This window comes from Methylophilus sp. 3sh_L, assembly GCF_046766015.1.
Taxonomy (GTDB): domain Bacteria; phylum Pseudomonadota; class Gammaproteobacteria; order Burkholderiales; family Methylophilaceae; genus Methylophilus.
Map to the genome: position 1 here is coordinate 459,362 of NZ_JBKOUF010000001.1, position 19,049 is coordinate 478,410.

Consider the following 19,049-nt stretch of genomic DNA (forward strand, 5'->3'; position numbering starts at 1 on the left):
TTTAAACGTTATCCATCGCGCTCAAACAACCGCTGAAGCATTCTTTCCGGATTGGCTAAAAAATCATGCGTAATTTGGTAGTGCTCTGTTTTTTTGTATTCGACACGAGAGAGTCCAGCTTGCGAGCAAGAGTATATCCAAGCGTCTGGATACGCCATGAGAATCGGTGAGTGCGTGGCAATAAGAAACTGCGAATCATCATCAATCAAATCATGGATTCTACAGAGCACTGCTAATTGTCGTTGAGGTGATAACGCCGCTTCAGGCTCGTCAAGAATGTACAGTCCTTTACCTCCGAAACGATTCATCATCAGTGCCAAAAATGACTCACCATGCGATTGTTCGTGAAGGGAGCGCCCTCCGTAAGAGTCAATGACTGGAGGTCCAAAAGATGGCGCATCATCCAGTCTTTCAATCTCACTAGTGATTAATCACCAGCCGTTTTAAAGCCGACACCTCATCTGGACCACCTTCAATTTATAGCTCAAGTTCCAATCGTAGGAATTTACCAAAATCGCTTTTTTTTGATATCTCTGTAATATTTGCTTAGATATACTTCGCCGAAAATAAGCTTGTAAATTGAGTGAGTCACTCAATTTATAGAGATAAAAATATTTAAAAGCGATTGGGTGTGGGGTTGATAGAGCAATGGTTTTTAGTAGGGTTGTATATCCACTATTTAGCTGGATTAAGCCAATCAATTTTGGCTTAGCTCTAGTTAATTTATTTTCTCTCTGTATAGCAGCGTGGGTAGGCTCTGATTTATTTTGGAGTTTGCAAAATCATCCTAAGCCCCTTATACCGAACCCAATCATCACTGATCCAGTAAAAGCTAGTGAGGCCATTACTAGTCGGTTTCCATTTGGAAAAAGAACTACAGAAAAGTTTATAGGCACTCCTTCTGTCGATTCGAGTTTTACGCTCCAAGCAGCAATAACTAAAAGCGCCAAGCAACCAGGTTGGGCTGTGCTTTCTGATAGTGCAGGAGCTCAATTCTTTTTGGTGGAAGGACAGGTGGCTGTAAATGGTATAGCACTGGAGAAAGTATTTCCGGACAGAGTTGAGGTGTCCAGGAATGGAGGCTCTTTAACAATTCCCTTGGCAGAGCGAAAAGTACTCTCGACCCAGTCAAATCAAATGGTTCAATCTAAGACTGTATACGGTCCACCTAACTCTCAGCCGTTAGTAAATACCCAACCACTACAAAGCCCAAGTCAGTTGTTTCCAACGGGCTTGCCCACACAACCGTGAAGTACACGGGCGATTGCATATCATGAATACCACTGTTCACTCCACGTCATTCAAAATCAGGCATTTATTGTCCACCTTGGTTTTGTTAATCACTCTTGATTCGTCAATTTCATGCGGAGCTTTAGATAGTAAAACCAACCTAGACGATTCTGTCTCCCTCAGTTTTGTTAATGCTGATATCAATGTGGTCATTCAGGCAATATCTCAAATATCAGGTCGCAACTTCATTGTAGATCCAAGAGTGAAAGGCACACTCAACATCGTTACTACCAAACCAGTAACGCACAACATGTCTTATTCAATTCTTTTATCGGCTTTACGCTTACAAGGTTATGCAGCAATTGAAGGTGAAGGCATCACAAAAATCGTCCCGGAAGTTGATGCAAAGTTACATGCCGTTCCAGTGGGGAAAAGTAGATCTGGAGACAGATTACTTACACAAATCTTCAACTTGAAAAATGAGTCCGCCACGCAACTGCTTCCAATCATCAGACCCTTAGTTTCTCCCAATAATACTGTCGCAGCGTATCAAGGCAATAATTCAATTGTCGTCACGGACTATGCAGACAACATTGAGCGTATTTCTCAAATCATTGAATCAATTGATCTGCCGCAAGGAAATATGCGCATCATCCCTCTAAAGCATGCTTCAGCTTTGGACTTAGCACAAACGGTGACACGCTTACTAAGCGATGCTTCTTTTGGTGGGGTTGGAGCAGGTGTTACTTCAGGAGTCATTGGAGACTCTAGTCAAAGAGTGTCAGTGATTGGAGATCCAAGAACGAATAGCTTATTAGTTCGTTCAGATAACGCTTCAAAAATAAATGCAGTACGGCAGTTGGTGACGAATCTAGATTTACCAGGTGCCTCAGGCAACATTCACGTAGTGTATTTGAAAAATGCTGAAGCCATTAAATTAGCACAGACATTAAGATCTTTGATGTCGAATGACAATGTCATGGGTGCAGAAACCTCTTCCAACCAAATTAGCATGTCACAACCAGTCGGTGCAGGCAATGCGTTAGGAACTGGTGGTGTGATAGGCAGTGCTACTAATACTACAAGTACCACGACTTCATTTAGTGGCAACAACTCAAACAACAACAGCTTTAGTGGTCAGAGCTTCATTCAAGCGGACTCCAACACTAACTCTCTAATTATCACTGCTCCAGAGGTGGTCTATAACAATATACGCAAAGTAATTGATCAGCTCGATAAAAGACGAGCTCAGGTTTATGTTGAAGCTCTCATCACAGAGGTGAGCACAGAGAAAGCAGCTGAGATCGGCATTCAGTGGTTAGCTGCAAAAAGTGGATCTACAAGCCTAATTGGAGGTACAAATTTCAACACAGGTGGAAATAACTTACTTACTTTGGCTTCAGGCTTGACTTCGAGTACGTCCTCTGCCCTTCCAGGCACAGGTCTGAATTTGATTCTAGGGGGCGGAACTGTAAGTATCGCCGGTAGAGAAATTGCAAACCTGAACTTGTTAGCTCGCTTTTTGGAGTCCGATTCCAAAGCTAATATCCTATCAACTCCAAACCTCATTACTTTAGATAACGAGGAAGCAAAGATTGTGGTTGGTAGCAACTTACCTTTCGTCACAGGCTCATACGCTACCACTGGTGGCAACACCACCACATCACCTTTTACCACCGTTGAGCGGAAAGATGTTGGTCTAACTCTAAGAGTTAAACCTCAAATCTCTGAAGGCGGTACGGTTCGTTTGCAGATTTACCAAGAGGCATCTGCTGTCATTGATTCAACTGTAACTGCCGTTAACGGACCATCCACTACTAAGCGCTCAATTGAATCAACTGTACTTGTCGATGATGGATCAGTAATCGCACTGGGTGGTCTGGTAGAAGACACCTTCAACGGAGGAATGCAAAAGGTGCCACTCTTAGGTGATTTGCCGGGAGTTGGTAGCTTGTTCCGTTACAGCACTCGCAAGCGAGGGAAAACTAATCTCATCGTATTTTTGAGGCCAGTAATTCTCAGAGATGCTGCCAGTCTGAATAGCATTTCCGCTGATCGCTATGAGTACGTGATTGGACAGCAAAGAGCTATCGAAAAGGCTGATGATTTGATGCGTGGAGAACCCAGCACTCCTCAACTCCCACCTAAAAGCACGCCCGCACCCACTGTTCCTTATTATCCGGATTCTCAACCGGTCCCGGAAGCTAATGGTCCGATATCTCATACCCAGGTGAAATGAAAAACGCGACACTACCTTACGGGTTTGCCAAGTCCCAAGGGATATTGATCTCAACCTCGGAAACAGAACAACCTAAAATAATTATCCGTGAAGGTGCAGACTTGACGGCATTAGCTGAAGTGCGTCGAAACATTGGCACTCCAATGCAAATCAAAACTGTGCCGAAAGCTACTTTCGAATTACACCTCTCTGAAACCTATTCCAATAACGACACCAATGCAGCAGAAGTCGTGGCAGACGTTGGGCAAGAGATAGATCTTAGCCAATTAATTACTGAATTGCCGGCTGTTGAAGATCTTTTAGACACACAAGATGATGCTCCCATCATTCGTATGATCAATGCACTTCTGACACAAGCAGTGCGACAAGGCGCAAGTGATGTGCATATTGAGCCGTACGAGCGAAATTCAGTTGTTCGTTTTAGATGTGATGGCGTATTAGTCGATGTTGCTCAACCTCATCGAGCATTGCATGCCGTCATGGCATCCAGAATAAAAATCATGGCTAGTCTTGATATTTCTGAAAAGCGATTACCCCAAGACGGTCGTATTGCACTGAAATTGGCTGGTCGCCAGGTAGATGTCAGGGTTTCCACATTGCCTACCACTCATGGCGAGCGTATCGTCTTACGCTTACTGGATAAGGGCAACGGTCAGCGTACCTTGGACAGTTTGGGTATGGCTGAAAGTACGGTGAATGGTTTTACTAAACTTCTTGAAGAGCCGCACGGCATAGTGCTAGTCACAGGCCCAACTGGCTCTGGCAAGAGCACTACACTATATGCTGCATTACAGGGCATGGATGCATTGTCTTTAAATATCGTTACGGCTGAAGACCCAGTTGAATATGACCTTCCAGGAATAGGTCAGATTCAGGTAAATACCAAAATCAGCTTGAGTTTTGCACGGGTATTGAGGGCAATACTTAGACAAGACCCTGATGTCATCATGATTGGCGAGATACGGGATTTAGAAACTGCACAAATTGCAGTTCAAGCCAGCTTAACCGGCCACTTGGTATTGGCATCTTTACATACGAATGATGCAGCATCTGCAATTACTCGCCTTGTAGACATGGGAATAGAACCTTTCCTGCTTTCATCGACATTGCGAGGTGTTCTAGCCCAACGGTTAGTCAGAAAGCTTTGTTCCAAATGCAAAGTCCCTTATGAAGTCACCGCTGCTGATACTGATCTATTAGTTCATCCCATTCCTCAAAAACTTTGGAAGGCCGCCGGCTGTCCAGAGTGCTCACAATCAGGGTACGGAGGTCGCACAGGTGTTTATGAATTGATAGTCGCTGACGAACCATTTCAACGTTTAATTCACAACAAAGCAGATGAATCGGCTCTTAGAGAGTATGCGATAGGCAATGGTAGTTCCAGTCTTCGTACAGACGGGAATCGTTTACTTGCCGAGGGGGTTACCTCGATTGAAGAACTATTGAGGGTGACGAGAGAATGAGTGCTTTTTACTATAGAGCAATTGATTCAAAAAATAATGAGTCTACGGGGGTCCTAGAAGCTGAAAATAGCAAAGCAGCCAGAGCCCTTTTACGCGATAGAGGCTTATTCCCAATTGAGGTATTTTCGATCAATTACGCAAACTCTGGAAAAGTAAGCAAGTCTCGTAAAATAAAGGAAACCGAACTTGCGCTACTCACTCGTCAATTGGCCACATTACTCACTTCTGGTTTAACAATTGAGCAATCTCTAGCCGCGCTAATAGAGCAAGCTGAAAATGAAACCAGCCGACAATTATTAGCGGGCGTCCGTTCTGAAATATTGAGTGGTTATAGTTTCAGAGCTGCTTTGGATCGTTACCCATCTGCTTTCTCGACTCTGTATAGAGCTTCAGTAGCTGCTGGCGAAAAGTCAGGAAAACTCGCCAGCATCATGAGCGAACTGGCTGACTATCTAGAACGCAGCCATTCACTTCGTAGTAGTACTTTGCAGGCCTTGCTATACCCCATGATCGTAGCCTGTGTGGCTTTAATGGTCATCATAGGTTTAATGACTTACGTTGTGCCACAAGTAGTCACGGTGTTCCAACAAGGCAAACAAGCATTGCCCCCATTAACGACAGCTCTAATTTTTGTCAGTGATTTTTTACGCAGCTGGGGATGGTTGCTGCTGTTAATTATCATTACAGCAGTGTTTGCATTACGCACTGCGCTTCAGGATCAGAATCTCAAAAGACGTTGGGATGATTGGTTGCTGACCTTGCCAGTGATTGGGCGCCATCTGCGTACACTAGATGTCACCAGGTTTGCTAGTACCATCTCAATTCTGTCTAGTAGTGGAGTGCCCTTGTTATCAGCTCTAGATGCTGGCGCTCAAGTAATTAGTCGAATACCTCTGGCTGAAGCTGTAACTGCCGCATCTTTGAAAGTCCGTGAAGGGCAACCATTATCTAAAGCTTTGGGAGGGAGTCGTCAATTCCCGCCATTGCTAATTCATATGATAGCTAATGGCGAAGCTACAGGGCGGACTGATGAGCTCCTCGCTAAAGTTGCTCAACTGCAACAAGCTGAACTTGAATCAAAAACCTCCACATTAACAACTTTGCTCGAACCGGTTTTACTTCTGGTCATGGGCGGGTTTGTGATGCTAATCGTCATAGCAGTGATGCAGCCCATTATTGAGATTAACACCCTCATGAAGTAAAGGAATCTCCATGCCAAATATTAAAAGTACTAATCGCGGTTTCACTTTGATCGAAGTGATGGTTGTTATCGTCATCTTGGGGGTATTAGCAGCACTTGTTGTTCCCAAAGTGATGGGTCGTCCGGATGAAGCAAGAGCTGTAGCTGCAAGACAGGATATCTCAGCCATTATGCAAGCCTTGAAACTATACAAACTCGATAATCGCCGTTATCCAACTAACGATCAGAACTTGAGTGCTTTAGTCATCAAACCTTCAACACCTCCAGTACCAATCAACTGGAAATCGTATCTGGATAAATTGCCAATGGATCCATGGGGCAATCCTTACCAATACGTAGTACCTGGCCGCAGAGGTGAGGTAGAAGTAATGAGCTTTGGTGCCGATGGCACTGTTGGTGGTGAGGGTCTGGAAGCAGATATCGGATCTTGGGAGCTGTGATCTCAATTCAAAACAAATGAGTCCAGATCATGTGTAAATGTTTGATCGTCAGTAAAGGGTTTAGCCTCATTGAGGTAATGGTCGTACTGATCATTATTGGCGTGGTTGCAAGCGGTGCAGTGATATCTTTCGAAAGCATCCAAAAGCGTGACGCTGAACGTACGCTTCGTAGACTGAAGTTAGTGTTAGAAGCATGCGCAGATCGAGCTATCGTAAATGGCCGACCCATTGCATTGGAGCTACTTCCAAACGGCTATCGCTTCTCTGCACTTGATGCAGATGACACATGGCGTCCGCTGGAAGATCCTCCAGTGTTTACCGAGAAGCAACTTTCAACTGGCTTATATTGGGCAGGTTTAAGCATTGAGGGAAGATTGGACCAATCTCTAAATCGGCTTCAGTTTGGCACTCAGCCCACTGAGTATGTACTTCGAGTTACTACTTCAACTGGTGAAGTCAGATTTATTGGTAAAGCCACAGGGAATGTGGAAGTGAGCATCTTGGGTAGTCCATCATGAAGCATCGTTCCCAATTTGGATTCACATTGTTAGAGACCCTGGTAGCGTTAGCGATTTTGGCTATTGCTCTGACTTCGATATTCCGTGCATTAGGAATGGCAACATTAAGTTCTATAGAGATACGTAATCGACTGGTTGGAAATTGGGTGGCAGAGAACAATTTGGCAGAGTTACGAGCTTTAAAGGCATGGCCATCGCCAGGTACATCTGAGGGTACTTCTGAGCAAGCAGGTTACAACTATCGATGGAGAGCAGAGGTTATTTCTACTCCCAACCCATTAATAAGAAGAGTAGACATCGATGTGTATGCTCAAGACTCTAGCACTCATAGCGTCGCTCATTTGAGTGGTTATGTTTCTAAGGAGCAGATGTGAGTTATCGCACCTCTTTAGGACTGACGTTGATTGAGCTAGTTATCGCTATCGCAATTCTCCAGATTTTAGGATTGTTGTCCTATCGTGCCTTAGCAGAGGTCATTCATTCAAATGAGCGCTTGGATAGTGAGTTCACACGGTGGCGCAGTATCAGCCATAGTATTCAGCACATTGATACAGAGTTGCAACAAGTCATCGGTACAAGTAGAAAAATTGATGCCAAAGACAAACCAACTCCCCAAGCAACAATGACATTGGTGCGTAATGACTTCGGAAATCAAGAATTGCATTTTCAACGGTTGGACAACAACCAAGGATCGATTCGAGTTTCTTATAGGATTAGGCAAGGCAACCTTGAGTGGTTGAGATGGAATTCACTTGAAAGCGGCAATATGCCTAAAGTGGATGTTTTGTTAGAGAACGTAGCTAGGATTAACTGGCAGTTCATCAATAATGGAGAACGCCTCGCTAATTGGCCACCAAGTTCATCTACATCGCAAATTCCAGATGGCGTACTTATAAAACTGGAGCTACCCGATCAAGGGACTATAACCCGAATGGTTGCCTTGCGATGATCAGTTTGACCAAAGCGAGTTCAAGTCAGCAAGGTGCTGCAGTAATCATGGCTCTATTTACTGTGGCACTGGTAGCTGGCATCGCCACAACATTGGTGAGTAATTTGGGCGTTGCAATGAATTATGTAGAGGGTCGTCATGATCAGGCTCAAGCGAAGCAACTTGCGAGGGGCGCATTAGACTGGGCTAGAAATGTACTTGCCGATGACTTTCAAAATAATGCCGAAATTGATCATTTTGGTGAGGCATGGGCTGTGAGAGTTCCTCCCACGCCAGTGGAAGAAGGCCAAATGAGTGGAGAATTACAAGATATGTCTGGGCGATTCAATTTAAATAGCCTGGTAGCTGCTGAGGGCCCAAACGCAAAGAATGCAGAGATTTTTGTAAAGTTATTAGGTTTAAACGGTGTCCCGCAGAACGAAGCTCAAAAGCTATCGTCAGCAGTGCAGCAATGGCTAATGAAGAACAAACCTACATCTACTCGTTTGGTAGATGTAAAAGAACTACTTTCAATCAAAGGGTTTACTCCTGAAGTAGTAACTAGACTAAGTGCATCAGTTGCTGCGCTTCCTACTGAAGAAAATATCATCAACGCGAACACAGCACCAGCTCTCGTTCTTGCAGCCGCAGTCCAAAATCTGAGTATAGACCTCGCTAGGCAGGTTGTAGCAGAAAGAAACCGCACTTGGTTCAAGGATGCATCCGATCTTAAAACAAGGCTGGCAAATCATCAGCTCGAAATTGGAAGCTCAACATTCGGTGTCATGAGTCGATTTTTCTTAGCCACAGTAAGAGCCAAGTATGGCGTGTCCATGATCAGGATGGAAGTCTTGCTTGATCGAAGCCCTCAACTATACGGCAGTGCTTGGCCCGCAATTATTTGGCAAAAAACGTTATGACAAGACTGATACTTTCTATTGATGAACATTGGCCTTCTAAACCGGAGTGTTCTTGGGTTTTACTCGAAGGTGATAATAAAGTTATTTCCGAGGGCAATTCATCTGCACACCATTGGCCAACTGCAACCACTCACGATGTAGTTTTGGTTGGTTCACAATGTCTGTGGTTAGAGGTTGCTCTCCCCAAAGCATCGAAACGAGATACTCCACGGTTAATAAAATACGCGTTGGAAGATAAATTAATCCAAGACCCAGAAACTCAGCATCTCACAGTTACACACCGTAGAACAGCAGATGATGAAGACATTAATATTGTTGGAGTTTTAGTAGTTGGTCGCGAGCGCATGCGGCAGGTGCTTAATTTATTAAGCGCAGTGGGACGTAACCCCGACCGAATCTTATCTGAATTACAAACTGCTCCACTGAGCAGTGAGGGCTGGCAAGTTAGCTTAAGTAAGAATCATGGTGTCTTAAGAATGGACTCACATAAAAGTATTTCCGTGGATGTGGCCGTGATGGAGGAATTTTTGGAAGCACAACTTGCAACAATAATGGGAAATGAACGAAGGCCAAATGAGGTATTGTTCTCAGTAACACCTGGTGTACAAGATCCAGACTTTCAGTCTATTGCTAAACAAGTGGGTGTTAAGGTAACGAAAACAAAGCCCTATATTTGGTGGAAGTTTTTACGTGATAAAACCAGCAATTTATTGCATGGCGAGTTTGAGCTGAAAAATTCAAACTCTATTTTCACAGGGTTTAAGGCGCCGTTATTAATTACCTTGGTGTTTCTATCAATTTGGGGCTTTGCTATTTTGTTCGAGGTCGCTTGGCTTAGCTATCAACAGAAAACGTTAAACAGTCGGATTGAGCAAATTTATCAAAACCAATTTCCCAATTCTGTGATGGTGGCCCCGGCTTCTCAGATTAATCAGCATCTGAATGTTGAACGATCAAAGCTTGGTTATTTGAGAGATGACGATGCTCTTGCTTTATTGGCTAAATTAATTGAAGCCATGGGGGCCAATGCAGCTAACGGTATCTTAGAAGTTAACTATAACGAAGGGTTGTTAGATGTGACTCTGACTGAACCAGCCTCTACAAAAGCGGAGCAAATAGTTAGCTTACTTTCAAGCCGTGGGCATGCTGCTCAATTGGAACGAAGTGAAAACCTCGCACGAATCACACTTCATCTGGAGACTCAATGATGAAGCAGCCTAACTCCATACTTCGATTGTCTCAATGGTGGCAAAACGCCTCTTCTAGAGAACGAAGCTTAGTTTTAACTGCAATATTAGTATTGAGTCTTTACTTAGGTTCTGAACTCTTTACTTGGGCTACTACTTCCAGAGAGAGATTGCTCAAGAATGTGCCTAAAACTGAAATGAAGTTGAAACAGATTCAAGAAGCAGTTAACGAGATGTCCAAATTGAAATCTGAACCTGTTTTAGTGCCTCCTAGAAATGATACCTTGCTGAATATCGTCAAAATATCAATACAGTCACATGGACTTAATGTCACCGTTGCTCAATCTGGAAATGAGCTTCTAATGAAAGGGAGTGTCAATTTCAACGCGCTCATAGAATGGCTTGCTATTGTACAAAAAGATTATGCACTTAGGATCCAAAGAATGAAAATCACCCGCGAAAATGAAGGCACGATGGTTAATTTGTCTCTCATTCAATTTGAAGAAGTGTAGCTCAAATGCCTTGGGGTAAATTTCTAATTTTTGGAGTTTTATTGGTGGGGTGCGTTGTTGCTAAAGCCCCTGCATCTAAGGTTGATGAGTTATTAATAAACTATACAGATAGTAGGTTGAGACTGTTACAGCCAGAGGGTACTCTATGGCACGGAAAGGGACTGCTGGCGAGTCAAACTTTGGATGGCCGGAGCTTGGTTACTTGGTTACCTCTGACATGGGATATTGATCCAGCTTCTATTAGTCATTTGAGTTTCATTTGGAATTTCAAAAATGCTGGAATTCCGTTTGGCAAGGTGGAAGTATCTTCGAATGAATTTAGCCTTCAGGAAGTACAACTCAACGCGCCATTGGAGGCAGTGACTGCAATATCATCTGAACCACTTGCGCGAATTGGTTGGCATGGCGACATCAGCTTAAATCTTGCCAATTTGAATTGCACAAAACTACTCAAATGTGACGGTAAGGGGACTGTCTTATGGAAGAATGCGCATGCAGATCCATTTCCGGGGCGTGCCTTCGGTGACTACCAGGTTGTAGTTGTTGCTAATAAAGGCAATATTGAATACTCACTTAAAACCCTTGACGGAGAAATCAAAGCGGTTGGGGATGGAACAGTATCTCATAGTGGTACTTATTCCTTTAAGGGAACTGTTATCGGTGATCCTGAGTTTCTAAAACGACTGCCAAATATTACGGATGGGAAAGCAAGAGCAACCGAAGAGCCGGGTAAATTTCAAATCAACATATCTAATAGTTGAATTGCCTCAATACGACTCTCTATCCGGTGCTTATAAACTTAAGATTTCTGGATCAATTTTTAGACTCTCGAAAATAAACTAATGGTGTTACGCCAGTCACCTGTTTAAACGTTTTTGTGAAATGACTCTGGCTGCTGAATCCAAGTGTAAGTGCCAAATTAGCAATGTTTAATCCATTTTGGGTAGATTTCAGTAACGCTTTCGCTTTTTCTATCCTTCTAGTAATCATATATTGATGAGGTGAACAGTTTGTCGTGGCACGAAATGCTAAACAAAAATGACTGACTGATAGCCCTACCAAATTAGACAACTCTTCAAGTTTGATATTGTTACTTAATTCATCTTCAATGTAACTTAGAACCAAATTCGATTTATTTTTGCTAAGTTCTAACTTAGTGGAATTCAGTTTACGATCCGCTGCTTGTAACAACTTTGCAGTCAAAAATGCAGCACTCCCATCTATTAGTAAGGAATCATGGGGGTCAGCATTATGCATACTTAGCATAAGTTCTTGTATGACAGCCTTGCTGCTCATATCACACAAATATGAAAAACTTGGGCTTTTATACAGAGCAGATTTAGTTCTAGGGCTAAATTGGTCTATAAATTCGTCTTTTACAGTAATTTCTAGAAATTGGCATTTAGCCAAGAACTCCCCAGAAATCCTTGAACCCGCATTGATGAAGGCAACGTGGCCGCTAGTAAATTTAGCGTCTGGTCGACTTAACCCATCCAGTTTTCGATTAATGTGATCTCCGTGTCCTTTAACAATAATAAAAATTGAGGCTAGAGAGTTTTCAATGTCGTAAGAGTCCCATTGTTCCGACTCGACAGTATCTGTAAAACATGCCCCACCAAACCAACTTTTTGTTAACGAAGAGTTTCGTATTTCTTCAAGCTTCCGGTTCATATATCCCCCACCAGATAATGCAATAATGTTTTTTATTATTCAAAAATTATAATATTGAATATTTTAAAAAGTAATATTTTACATATAAAAATCAGCATCTTACCACTTTTAACATTGTGATTTGTAAGCTTGCAACAGGCCTAAATTTTATTTTTAAATATAAGATTTTTTTATAAAAATCAGCAGTTTTTGATATACATACTTAATAGCAGGAAAGGAATTCATGGGCGGCAATATTCAAACACGTTGATATGTTCAAAGTACCCTGGCGAAACTTTTAGAAATTTATTTCCATACAAAGCAAATAAAAAAGCCGCTTTAAAGCGGCTTCGATACTCGAAATACTCTTAAATACTATCCCAAAGTGCGCAATTATGACTATCAGCGAAGTTTGTGATTGTTTGAGGTCTTGGCAATTGTAAACTTTGCACCGACTCTCCTACTAAGTCATATGCTGGCCAAGTTGGAACAGTTCCAGCATTTGGGGTACCGCTCTTAGCGAAGTTGGTCCAATAGCTCACCATATCGTTAGACAATATTTCTTGACTCGCATTAAGAGCTTTAGCTACGCCACTGCCTCCTTTGTATAGCGGAAACAAGTATTGCATTTCTAAAGTATGTGCGGCGAGATGAGGAAGAAATGTTGATTCTGGAGCATAAGACGGTGCTGTTCTATCCGCAAATTCATAAGCATAGACTGGAACATGCTGAACCATTTTTCTCATTATCCGGTGAGTTGAGCATGCAAATGAGCTATCAGTTATAGTTGCTACCAGTGCTTGAGAAGGTGAGGGGTAATTAGCTTCGGGATATTGTGCCAACACTGCTGCAGCATTAGCTCCATAAGCAGTATTTATTCTTGCAGCATATGTACCTGGAGCAACTTCAAGAGATGGGTCCAAAGCCGCAAAAAAGTTCCATTCATCTTTATTTAGACCCACTAGCAGAGGTACATTGGAAATATTTCCATTATCAATTGCTGTAATAAATGATTCAGGAATGATTGTGCCATCGACAATTACTCCTACAGAGTAGAGATTATCACCGCCAATTTGTAAAAGTTGTTGAGCAGTCAAAGATCGTAAGCAATCAGCGGTCTGAACAGTACATCCAGTATTGTTAATCGCGTTTTGTCCGATAGCCTCTGCAGCAGCCAATGTTGGTAGTGGTTGTTCAACAACCCCGTTGGGTGAGCTTTCTGAAATGGCCTTTTGAAATAATCCATTTGATGCTGGCGCAACATAATGGGCCATAACATTGAATCCACCTGCTGATTCACCGAAAATTGTCACGTTATTTGGATCACCTCCAAAATTTGCAATGTTTTGCTTTACCCATCTCAATAGTTGTTGTTGATCCATAATTCCGTAGTTAGAATTTGCGTGACCTTCTGCAGTTATTGCTGGGTGCGCGAAAAACCCAAAAATATTTACACGATAATTAAAGGTGACTACAACCGTATTACCATCACGGACTAACTTACTCCCGTCATAATGGCTACCACTGCCATTGAAATTACCCCCACCGTGTATCCAGACCATTACCGGCAAAGGAGTTTTAACCTCTTTAGGAGTGAAAATGTTTGCATATAAGCAATCTTCACTGGTGCTTGGGTTTCCAAATACGCCCAATGTATTGCTTTGCGCACAGTCGGAACGATAGCTTTTTGTATCTAAAATTTGGCTTCTTTTAGCAGCGGCAGTAGGGGGCATCCATCTTAGGGCGCCTACCGGAGGGGAAGCGTAGGGAATGCCTCGGAATTGACGAACACCACTCTCTACAAAACCGTTAATTGTTCCCTCGGTAGTTTGTGCTGTCACTGAGTCATCATGATGACTCCCTCCGCCACAAGCTCCAAGCATCAATGTCAGCCCAGTCATTATGACCAAACCTGCACTTTTAATTATTCCTTGTATTTGCCCACCTGTCTTTATTGGATATTTTCCCAATCCTAATAATTTCATTATATTTTTCCTCACATAAATTTTGTTGTTACTCGGACCTCTTATCCAAGTAGCAAAAATTTTATAAGGGCAAAAGTAGTGCATATATCAAATTCAAAGTTTTTTGATATTTTCAACTTTTGAATTGTCGTCTGCAATTTAACCCAAGATCAAAGTCGGTCATCGACAAGACTGCAATCGAAGCTCAGCTCATGGCCGATTCCGATCGAAGTGACGCCTAACCCATTATTCCAGCAGACTACCTTTGGCTGCCGCTGAGTTTAAACGTTATCCATCGCGCTCAAACAACCGCTGAAGCATTCTTTCCGGATTGGCTAAAAAATCATGCGTAATTTGGTAGTGCTCTGTTTTTTTGTATTCGACACGAGAGAGTCCAGCTTGCGAGCAAGAGTATATCCAAGCGTCTGGATACGCCATGAGAATCGGTGAGTGCGTGGCAATAAGAAACTGCGAATCATCATCAATCAAATCATGGATTCTACAGAGCACTGCTAATTGTCGTTGAGGTGATAACGCCGCTTCAGGCTCGTCAAGAATGTACAGTCCTTTACCTCCGAAACGATTCATCATCAGTGCCAAAAATGACTCACCATGCGACTGTTCGTGAAGGGAGCGCCCTCCATAAGAGTCAATGACTGGAGGTCCAAAAGATGGCGCATCATCCAATCTTTCAATTTCGGTGGATACATTGAAAAAGCTTTCAGCTCTTAGAAAAAATCCATCTTTGGGCTGCCGGATACCTTTTGCAATCCGAATGTATTCATTTAATTCTGAATGTGATGCTCTTGTTCCAAAACGGAAATTCCTTGTGCCGCCTTCAGGGTTAAAGCCTAGAGAAACCGCAATAGCTTCAAGTAATGTTGATTTTCCTGAGCCATTTTCACCGACGAGAAATGTGATCTTAGGATGCAACTCTAGAATATCTAACGAGCGGACAGATGGCAGGGAAAACGGATAGCGTTCAAATGAATCAATATTCTCTCGCTTTAAACTTACATGCCTCACATATTGAGATGAAATCATTGGTCTCATGCTTTCCTGTAACTTGGGCAGATAATTGGAAAGGTGTCGAAATTAGCGATTACTCTTGAAAACGATCGTTCAGGATTTATATCCTACCCAGCCTCTAAATGTAAATCCGGCATAGAATAATTCAATATTATTAAAACCGGCTTTCTTCAAAAGGGCTGAGTCTTCTGCAGGTTCTAAAATGGGTAATTGAGATCTCAGCGTAGCCATCTGGTTATTCATAAGTTCTGCCGGAATTCCAGAACTGATTGCGAAGGCTCTGCATCTCTTTTCATTTCGTTGATCATTAGAAAAACTATGGTGAACAACGACAAGTGGGGCATGAGGCTTTAAACGCTGATGTATTGCTTGTAATGTTTTCAGGCGTTTTGCCGAATCCATAAAATGGAGTGTCAAAAGGCATGATGCTGAATCATAGGGCCCATCAGGAGCAACTTCAATTTCTCCAAGGCAAAAATTTACCTTATTGGCGTTTTCTTTTAGTCTCTCTGATGCAAGTCCGATCATTTCGATTGATGTATCTACACCATCAAAAATCCAGTCTGGGTACATCTCTATAAACTTTTCGAGCTCGAGGCCGCCACCTGCACCTAAAACTAATACTTTGGCATTAGGAGGCGCATTTTCTGCAAGCAATATTCCAGACATTCTGTACATGTCAATCAGTCCTGGAACAATTTTCTGCGTGCGCTCTGCGTAATCCAGGTTTAGGTGGACCTTATGAAATTCAGGTGCCTTTCTAGCTTGCATGCTTTTTCCGCCAATAATTATCTATGTACTCGGTTGCCAGGATATACATAAAGAGCATCGCTAATATTAAAACGCCAGCCCACATGGATGATCTCCATCCATCAATAAAGGAAACCTTGGCAATCTGGATCAATGACTGGTCAGCGCTTTCAATGGCGTGAGCAATACCCATGTGGATGGTTTCCCATAGATCACTGGATTCGCTATTTTGATGTTGATTGACCGAAGTATGATATTGCGTTGCAAACACACCTGCCAGAATTGTGACTCCTAATGCTGTTCCCAACTCTCTTGTAAGATCGTTGATGGCAGAAGCAACGCCTTGCTTTTCAGGAGGTATAGACCAGGTAATTATCTCTGTAGAAGGGGCCATGGCTAAACCGGTTCCGATTCCCCATGCCAGCATTCCAGGAAGTAAGGCCATATATCCACTCTCAAAAGATACACTCATAGCCATATATGCGAGCCCTAATCCGCTTAGAAGCACACCAAGCGCAATGGTGATTACCAACCCAATTTTCTTAGTTATCTTGGATCCCATTCCAGATGCGGCCATCATCACAAATGCCATCGGCATTAACGCAGATGTGGCCTTCAAGCCTGACCAATGTAGTACTGATTGAAAGTACGGAAAAATGACAATGAATACACCGGCTTGCACTCCAAACAGGACAAATAATGTTGCAGCACCCATTAACAGAGATTTATCACTCAAAAATCTCAATTCAAGTAAAGGTTTGATTGAACGCGACTCCTGATTGATAAAGCAGATAGTGCCAATAACCCCCACCAACATGCTTCCCACAGACATGGGCGAGCACCAACCAGATTTAGCGATGCTATCTAGTGCGATGATCATACTCAAGACGGAAATAATTGCCCAAAATGCGCCATAAAAATCGAATGGATCTTTTACAGCCAGTGTTGAGTTGGGTATCTTTTTAATAGTGATTGCTAACGAAACTATAGCCAAGATGACTGGCAATACGAATAGCCATCTCCAGCTAACTACATCTACTAGAAATGCTGATAGAAACATTCCAATGATTCCACCACCTCCAGCCACGGCCGTCCAGATTCCAATTGCTTTGGAGCGTTCATCTTTGGGAAAGTTAGAAGTTATTACTGCAAGCGTAACGGGCATTACTAAAGCTGCCGCAACACCACTTAATGTTCTGGCAAAAAGCATGATGTATAAATTAGGCGCTGCAAACGAAATGACATTAGCCAAGCTAAATAAGATTAATCCATATATCAAGCCGTCTCTAGATCCAACACGATCGCCAACTGCACCCATAGGAAGTAAAAGCGCAGCCAAACTCACAGCATAAATATTTACAATCCAAAACACTTCATTTTGAGTCGAATTTAGTGCTACAGCCATTTGCTGTTGAGATACATTCAATCCGGAAACGGCAGCGATGACAGCCATTAACGCAACACAGGCTCCGGCTAGTATCCACTTCCGCTGTTGGGGAGAGCTGAGTAATGAGGCATCCTCATTACTCTTATCCATACCTAATAAGTCATTCATTGTTATCTGCCTTGGTATTTTTTTGAGCTTGAATTTTCCGTTTCTCAATCCGCTCAATTACATCGTGAGTTAATGAAGCTAAAGTGATTGCATCCAAACCTGCTATTAATATCTCTTGTGCCTGGCGATAGGTGACTTCCAAAGCCGAGTTGACTGATGCTTCAACAATGCATTCTGGATGTTCGGATCGAGGGCCAATTGCCAACAGGGATGGAGGGCCCAATGCTTCATAAACATCTTTAAGAGTGGTTGTTGAAAGATCGCAAGTCAGTAGCCATCCACCGCCATGACCTTTCTCTGATTGGACGTATCCTTTTCTGCGAAGTCCGGCCATGACTCTTCTAGCTACCACTGGGTTTGTGTTCATGGCTTTTGCCATATCCTCAGATCGAAGTGGAACCTCCGGTTTCTGAGCCATGTGAAGAAGTACATGTAATACGTTTGATAATCTAGAGTCTTTTTTCATGTAACAAATTGTGTTACATGAAAGGTTTTATGTCAAGACTCTCCACAGATGTCTTGTAATTCTGTTTTTGTAATCTGCGTACTACTCTCGATGCCATGAAAATGGAGGCTCAACATTGGGCTGGGTAATAACTGCAAATTTAAAGGCGATTCTTGCCGATTGAATTAACGTTTGAGATTTATGTCATTTATCAGTAAGAAAATTCTCAAAAGAATTTGGTACGGAAGTTTTTGTAGTACTGATCTCAAAGGAAAAAAGATGAGAGAAAAAACAGACTTTCCAGTTAGCAATACGCGCCAACTGTTAGAGCCCGGCCCCATTGTCTTGATAAGCTCAGCGCATAATCGAGAACAAAATATCATGACCATGGGATGGCATATGATGATGGAATACACTTTGATAGGTTGTTACATATGGGACCAGAATTATTCACGCCATTTAATCGAAAAAAGTGGTGAATGCGTTATCAATATCCCAACTGTGGAGTTGATTGAGAAGGTCATTGATATTGGAAACATGCATCATGTACCGAAAGAAAAGGACAAATTTGAGTTGTTCGGCCTAACACCCCGGCCTGCAAAAAAGGTGAACGTACCTCTGATTGATGAGTGTTACGCCAATATTGAGTGTAGTCTAATTGATAAAAGCTTAATCAAAAAATACAGTCTATTCATATTCGAGGTTTTACACGTACATATTGATGAGCAAGAGTCTTTGCCTGAAACCTTTCACTACTTAGGAGACGGGCAATTCCGCATAATGGGGGATGCGCTAAAAAGTTATAAAGATCGCTTCCAACCAGATCGATTACAGTGAACTTAATTAAGACTCAGTAGCTACTAAATATCTGCATCAGTAATTTTTTACTGGCTTGGTCTATTTGAGTTCAGTCCACAATTTAGAAACAAGATTAGACAAGCCCTAGGGTTGAGTCTCAAGTTGATTTGCAAAAAACCTGTTAAATCTCAACTTTTGTTGCAAATGGTTTGAAATATGG

At 42.5% G+C, this 19,049-nt stretch carries 20 protein-coding genes; 13 read left to right on the top strand and 7 right to left on the bottom strand.

All coding sequences use genetic code 11. The features are described 5' to 3' along the window. Positions 1 to 8: 8 nt before the first annotated feature. Positions 9 to 320, bottom strand: coding sequence for a hypothetical protein (locus ACIDF8_RS02310; RefSeq protein ID WP_412009010.1), 312 nt, complete (start codon positions 318 to 320; stop codon positions 9 to 11). 328 nt (positions 321 to 648) lie between these two features. Between ACIDF8_RS02310 and ACIDF8_RS02315 the strand changes: the two genes are divergently transcribed. From ACIDF8_RS02315 to gspN, 12 genes are read left to right on the top strand one after another with little or no spacing between them, the layout of a single operon-like run. Beyond that, positions 649 to 1,251 (top strand): type II secretion system protein N, encoded by a 603-nt coding sequence (locus ACIDF8_RS02315; protein WP_412009011.1) that lies wholly within the window; start codon positions 649 to 651, stop codon positions 1,249 to 1,251. Positions 1,252 to 1,273: 22 nt separating this feature from the next. Further along, entirely contained in the window at positions 1,274 to 3,469 is a 2,196-nt protein-coding gene (gene gspD / locus ACIDF8_RS02320) for a type II secretion system secretin GspD (protein ID WP_412009012.1), read from the top strand. Further along, positions 3,466 to 4,932, top strand: coding sequence for a type II secretion system ATPase GspE (gene gspE, locus ACIDF8_RS02325; RefSeq protein ID WP_412009013.1), 1,467 nt, complete (start codon positions 3,466 to 3,468; stop codon positions 4,930 to 4,932). Before gspD ends, gspE begins: the two co-directional genes overlap by 4 nt. Beyond that, positions 4,929 to 6,134 carry a type II secretion system inner membrane protein GspF gene (gene gspF / locus ACIDF8_RS02330; protein ID WP_412009014.1) on the top strand — a complete coding sequence of 402 codons (1,206 nt, stop codon included), beginning with the start codon at positions 4,929 to 4,931 and terminating at the stop codon, positions 6,132 to 6,134. Before gspE ends, gspF begins: the two co-directional genes overlap by 4 nt. 10 nt (positions 6,135 to 6,144) lie before the next feature. Beyond that, positions 6,145 to 6,573, top strand: coding sequence for a type II secretion system major pseudopilin GspG (gspG, locus tag ACIDF8_RS02335; RefSeq protein ID WP_412009015.1), 429 nt, complete (start codon positions 6,145 to 6,147; stop codon positions 6,571 to 6,573). Positions 6,574 to 6,602: 29 nt separating this feature from the next. Continuing rightward, positions 6,603 to 7,091: a prepilin-type N-terminal cleavage/methylation domain-containing protein gene (locus tag ACIDF8_RS02340; protein ID WP_412009016.1), complete on the top strand. Its 489-nt coding sequence runs from the start codon at positions 6,603 to 6,605 to the stop codon at positions 7,089 to 7,091. Beyond that, on the top strand, positions 7,088 to 7,465 hold the full coding sequence (gene gspI / locus ACIDF8_RS02345) for a type II secretion system minor pseudopilin GspI (RefSeq protein ID WP_412009017.1): 378 nt from the start codon (positions 7,088 to 7,090) through the stop codon (positions 7,463 to 7,465). The genes ACIDF8_RS02340 and gspI overlap by 4 nt, the downstream gene beginning before the upstream one ends. After that, positions 7,462 to 8,040 (top strand): type II secretion system minor pseudopilin GspJ, encoded by a 579-nt coding sequence (gene gspJ, locus ACIDF8_RS02350; protein ID WP_412009018.1) that lies wholly within the window; start codon positions 7,462 to 7,464, stop codon positions 8,038 to 8,040. Before gspI ends, gspJ begins: the two co-directional genes overlap by 4 nt. Then, on the top strand, positions 8,037 to 8,939 hold the full coding sequence (gene gspK / locus ACIDF8_RS02355) for a type II secretion system minor pseudopilin GspK (protein WP_412009019.1): 903 nt from the start codon (positions 8,037 to 8,039) through the stop codon (positions 8,937 to 8,939). Before gspJ ends, gspK begins: the two co-directional genes overlap by 4 nt. Then, positions 8,936 to 10,147, top strand: coding sequence for a type II secretion system protein GspL (gspL, locus tag ACIDF8_RS02360; RefSeq protein ID WP_412009020.1), 1,212 nt, complete (start codon positions 8,936 to 8,938; stop codon positions 10,145 to 10,147). The genes gspK and gspL overlap by 4 nt, the downstream gene beginning before the upstream one ends. Continuing rightward, complete coding sequence (gspM, locus tag ACIDF8_RS02365) at positions 10,144 to 10,638, top strand: type II secretion system protein GspM (protein WP_412009021.1); 495 nt, start codon at positions 10,144 to 10,146, stop codon at positions 10,636 to 10,638. The genes gspL and gspM overlap by 4 nt, the downstream gene beginning before the upstream one ends. 5 nt (positions 10,639 to 10,643) lie before the next feature. Continuing rightward, entirely contained in the window at positions 10,644 to 11,399 is a 756-nt protein-coding gene (gene gspN / locus ACIDF8_RS02370; protein WP_412009022.1) for a type II secretion system protein N, read from the top strand. Between the two features lie 52 nt (positions 11,400 to 11,451). Here the strand turns inward: gspN and ACIDF8_RS02375 are convergent, their stop codons facing one another. From ACIDF8_RS02375 to ACIDF8_RS02400, 6 genes are all read right to left on the bottom strand, one after another. Beyond that, complete coding sequence (locus ACIDF8_RS02375; protein ID WP_412009023.1) at positions 11,452 to 12,309, bottom strand: helix-turn-helix domain-containing protein; 858 nt, start codon at positions 12,307 to 12,309, stop codon at positions 11,452 to 11,454. 347 nt (positions 12,310 to 12,656) lie between these two features. Beyond that, on the bottom strand, positions 12,657 to 14,273 hold the full coding sequence (locus ACIDF8_RS02380) for a carboxylesterase/lipase family protein (protein WP_412009024.1): 1,617 nt from the start codon (positions 14,271 to 14,273) through the stop codon (positions 12,657 to 12,659). Positions 14,274 to 14,540: 267 nt separating this feature from the next. After that, positions 14,541 to 15,296 (bottom strand): AAA family ATPase, encoded by a 756-nt coding sequence (locus ACIDF8_RS02385; RefSeq protein ID WP_412009025.1) that lies wholly within the window; start codon positions 15,294 to 15,296, stop codon positions 14,541 to 14,543. Positions 15,297 to 15,374: 78 nt separating this feature from the next. Continuing rightward, entirely contained in the window at positions 15,375 to 16,052 is a 678-nt protein-coding gene (locus ACIDF8_RS02390; protein WP_412009026.1) for a class I SAM-dependent methyltransferase, read from the bottom strand. Further along, on the bottom strand, positions 16,042 to 17,586 hold the full coding sequence (locus tag ACIDF8_RS02395; protein WP_412009027.1) for an MFS transporter: 1,545 nt from the start codon (positions 17,584 to 17,586) through the stop codon (positions 16,042 to 16,044). Before ACIDF8_RS02395 ends, ACIDF8_RS02390 begins: the two co-directional genes overlap by 11 nt. Then, complete coding sequence (locus tag ACIDF8_RS02400) at positions 17,579 to 18,052, bottom strand: Rrf2 family transcriptional regulator (protein WP_412009028.1); 474 nt, start codon at positions 18,050 to 18,052, stop codon at positions 17,579 to 17,581. Before ACIDF8_RS02400 ends, ACIDF8_RS02395 begins: the two co-directional genes overlap by 8 nt. A gap of 258 nt (positions 18,053 to 18,310) precedes the next feature. On the opposite strand from ACIDF8_RS02400, the gene ACIDF8_RS02405 reads away from it, so the two are divergent. Next, entirely contained in the window at positions 18,311 to 18,868 is a 558-nt protein-coding gene (locus tag ACIDF8_RS02405) for a flavin reductase family protein (protein WP_412009029.1), read from the top strand. The last annotated feature ends 181 nt before the right edge of the window (positions 18,869 to 19,049 follow it).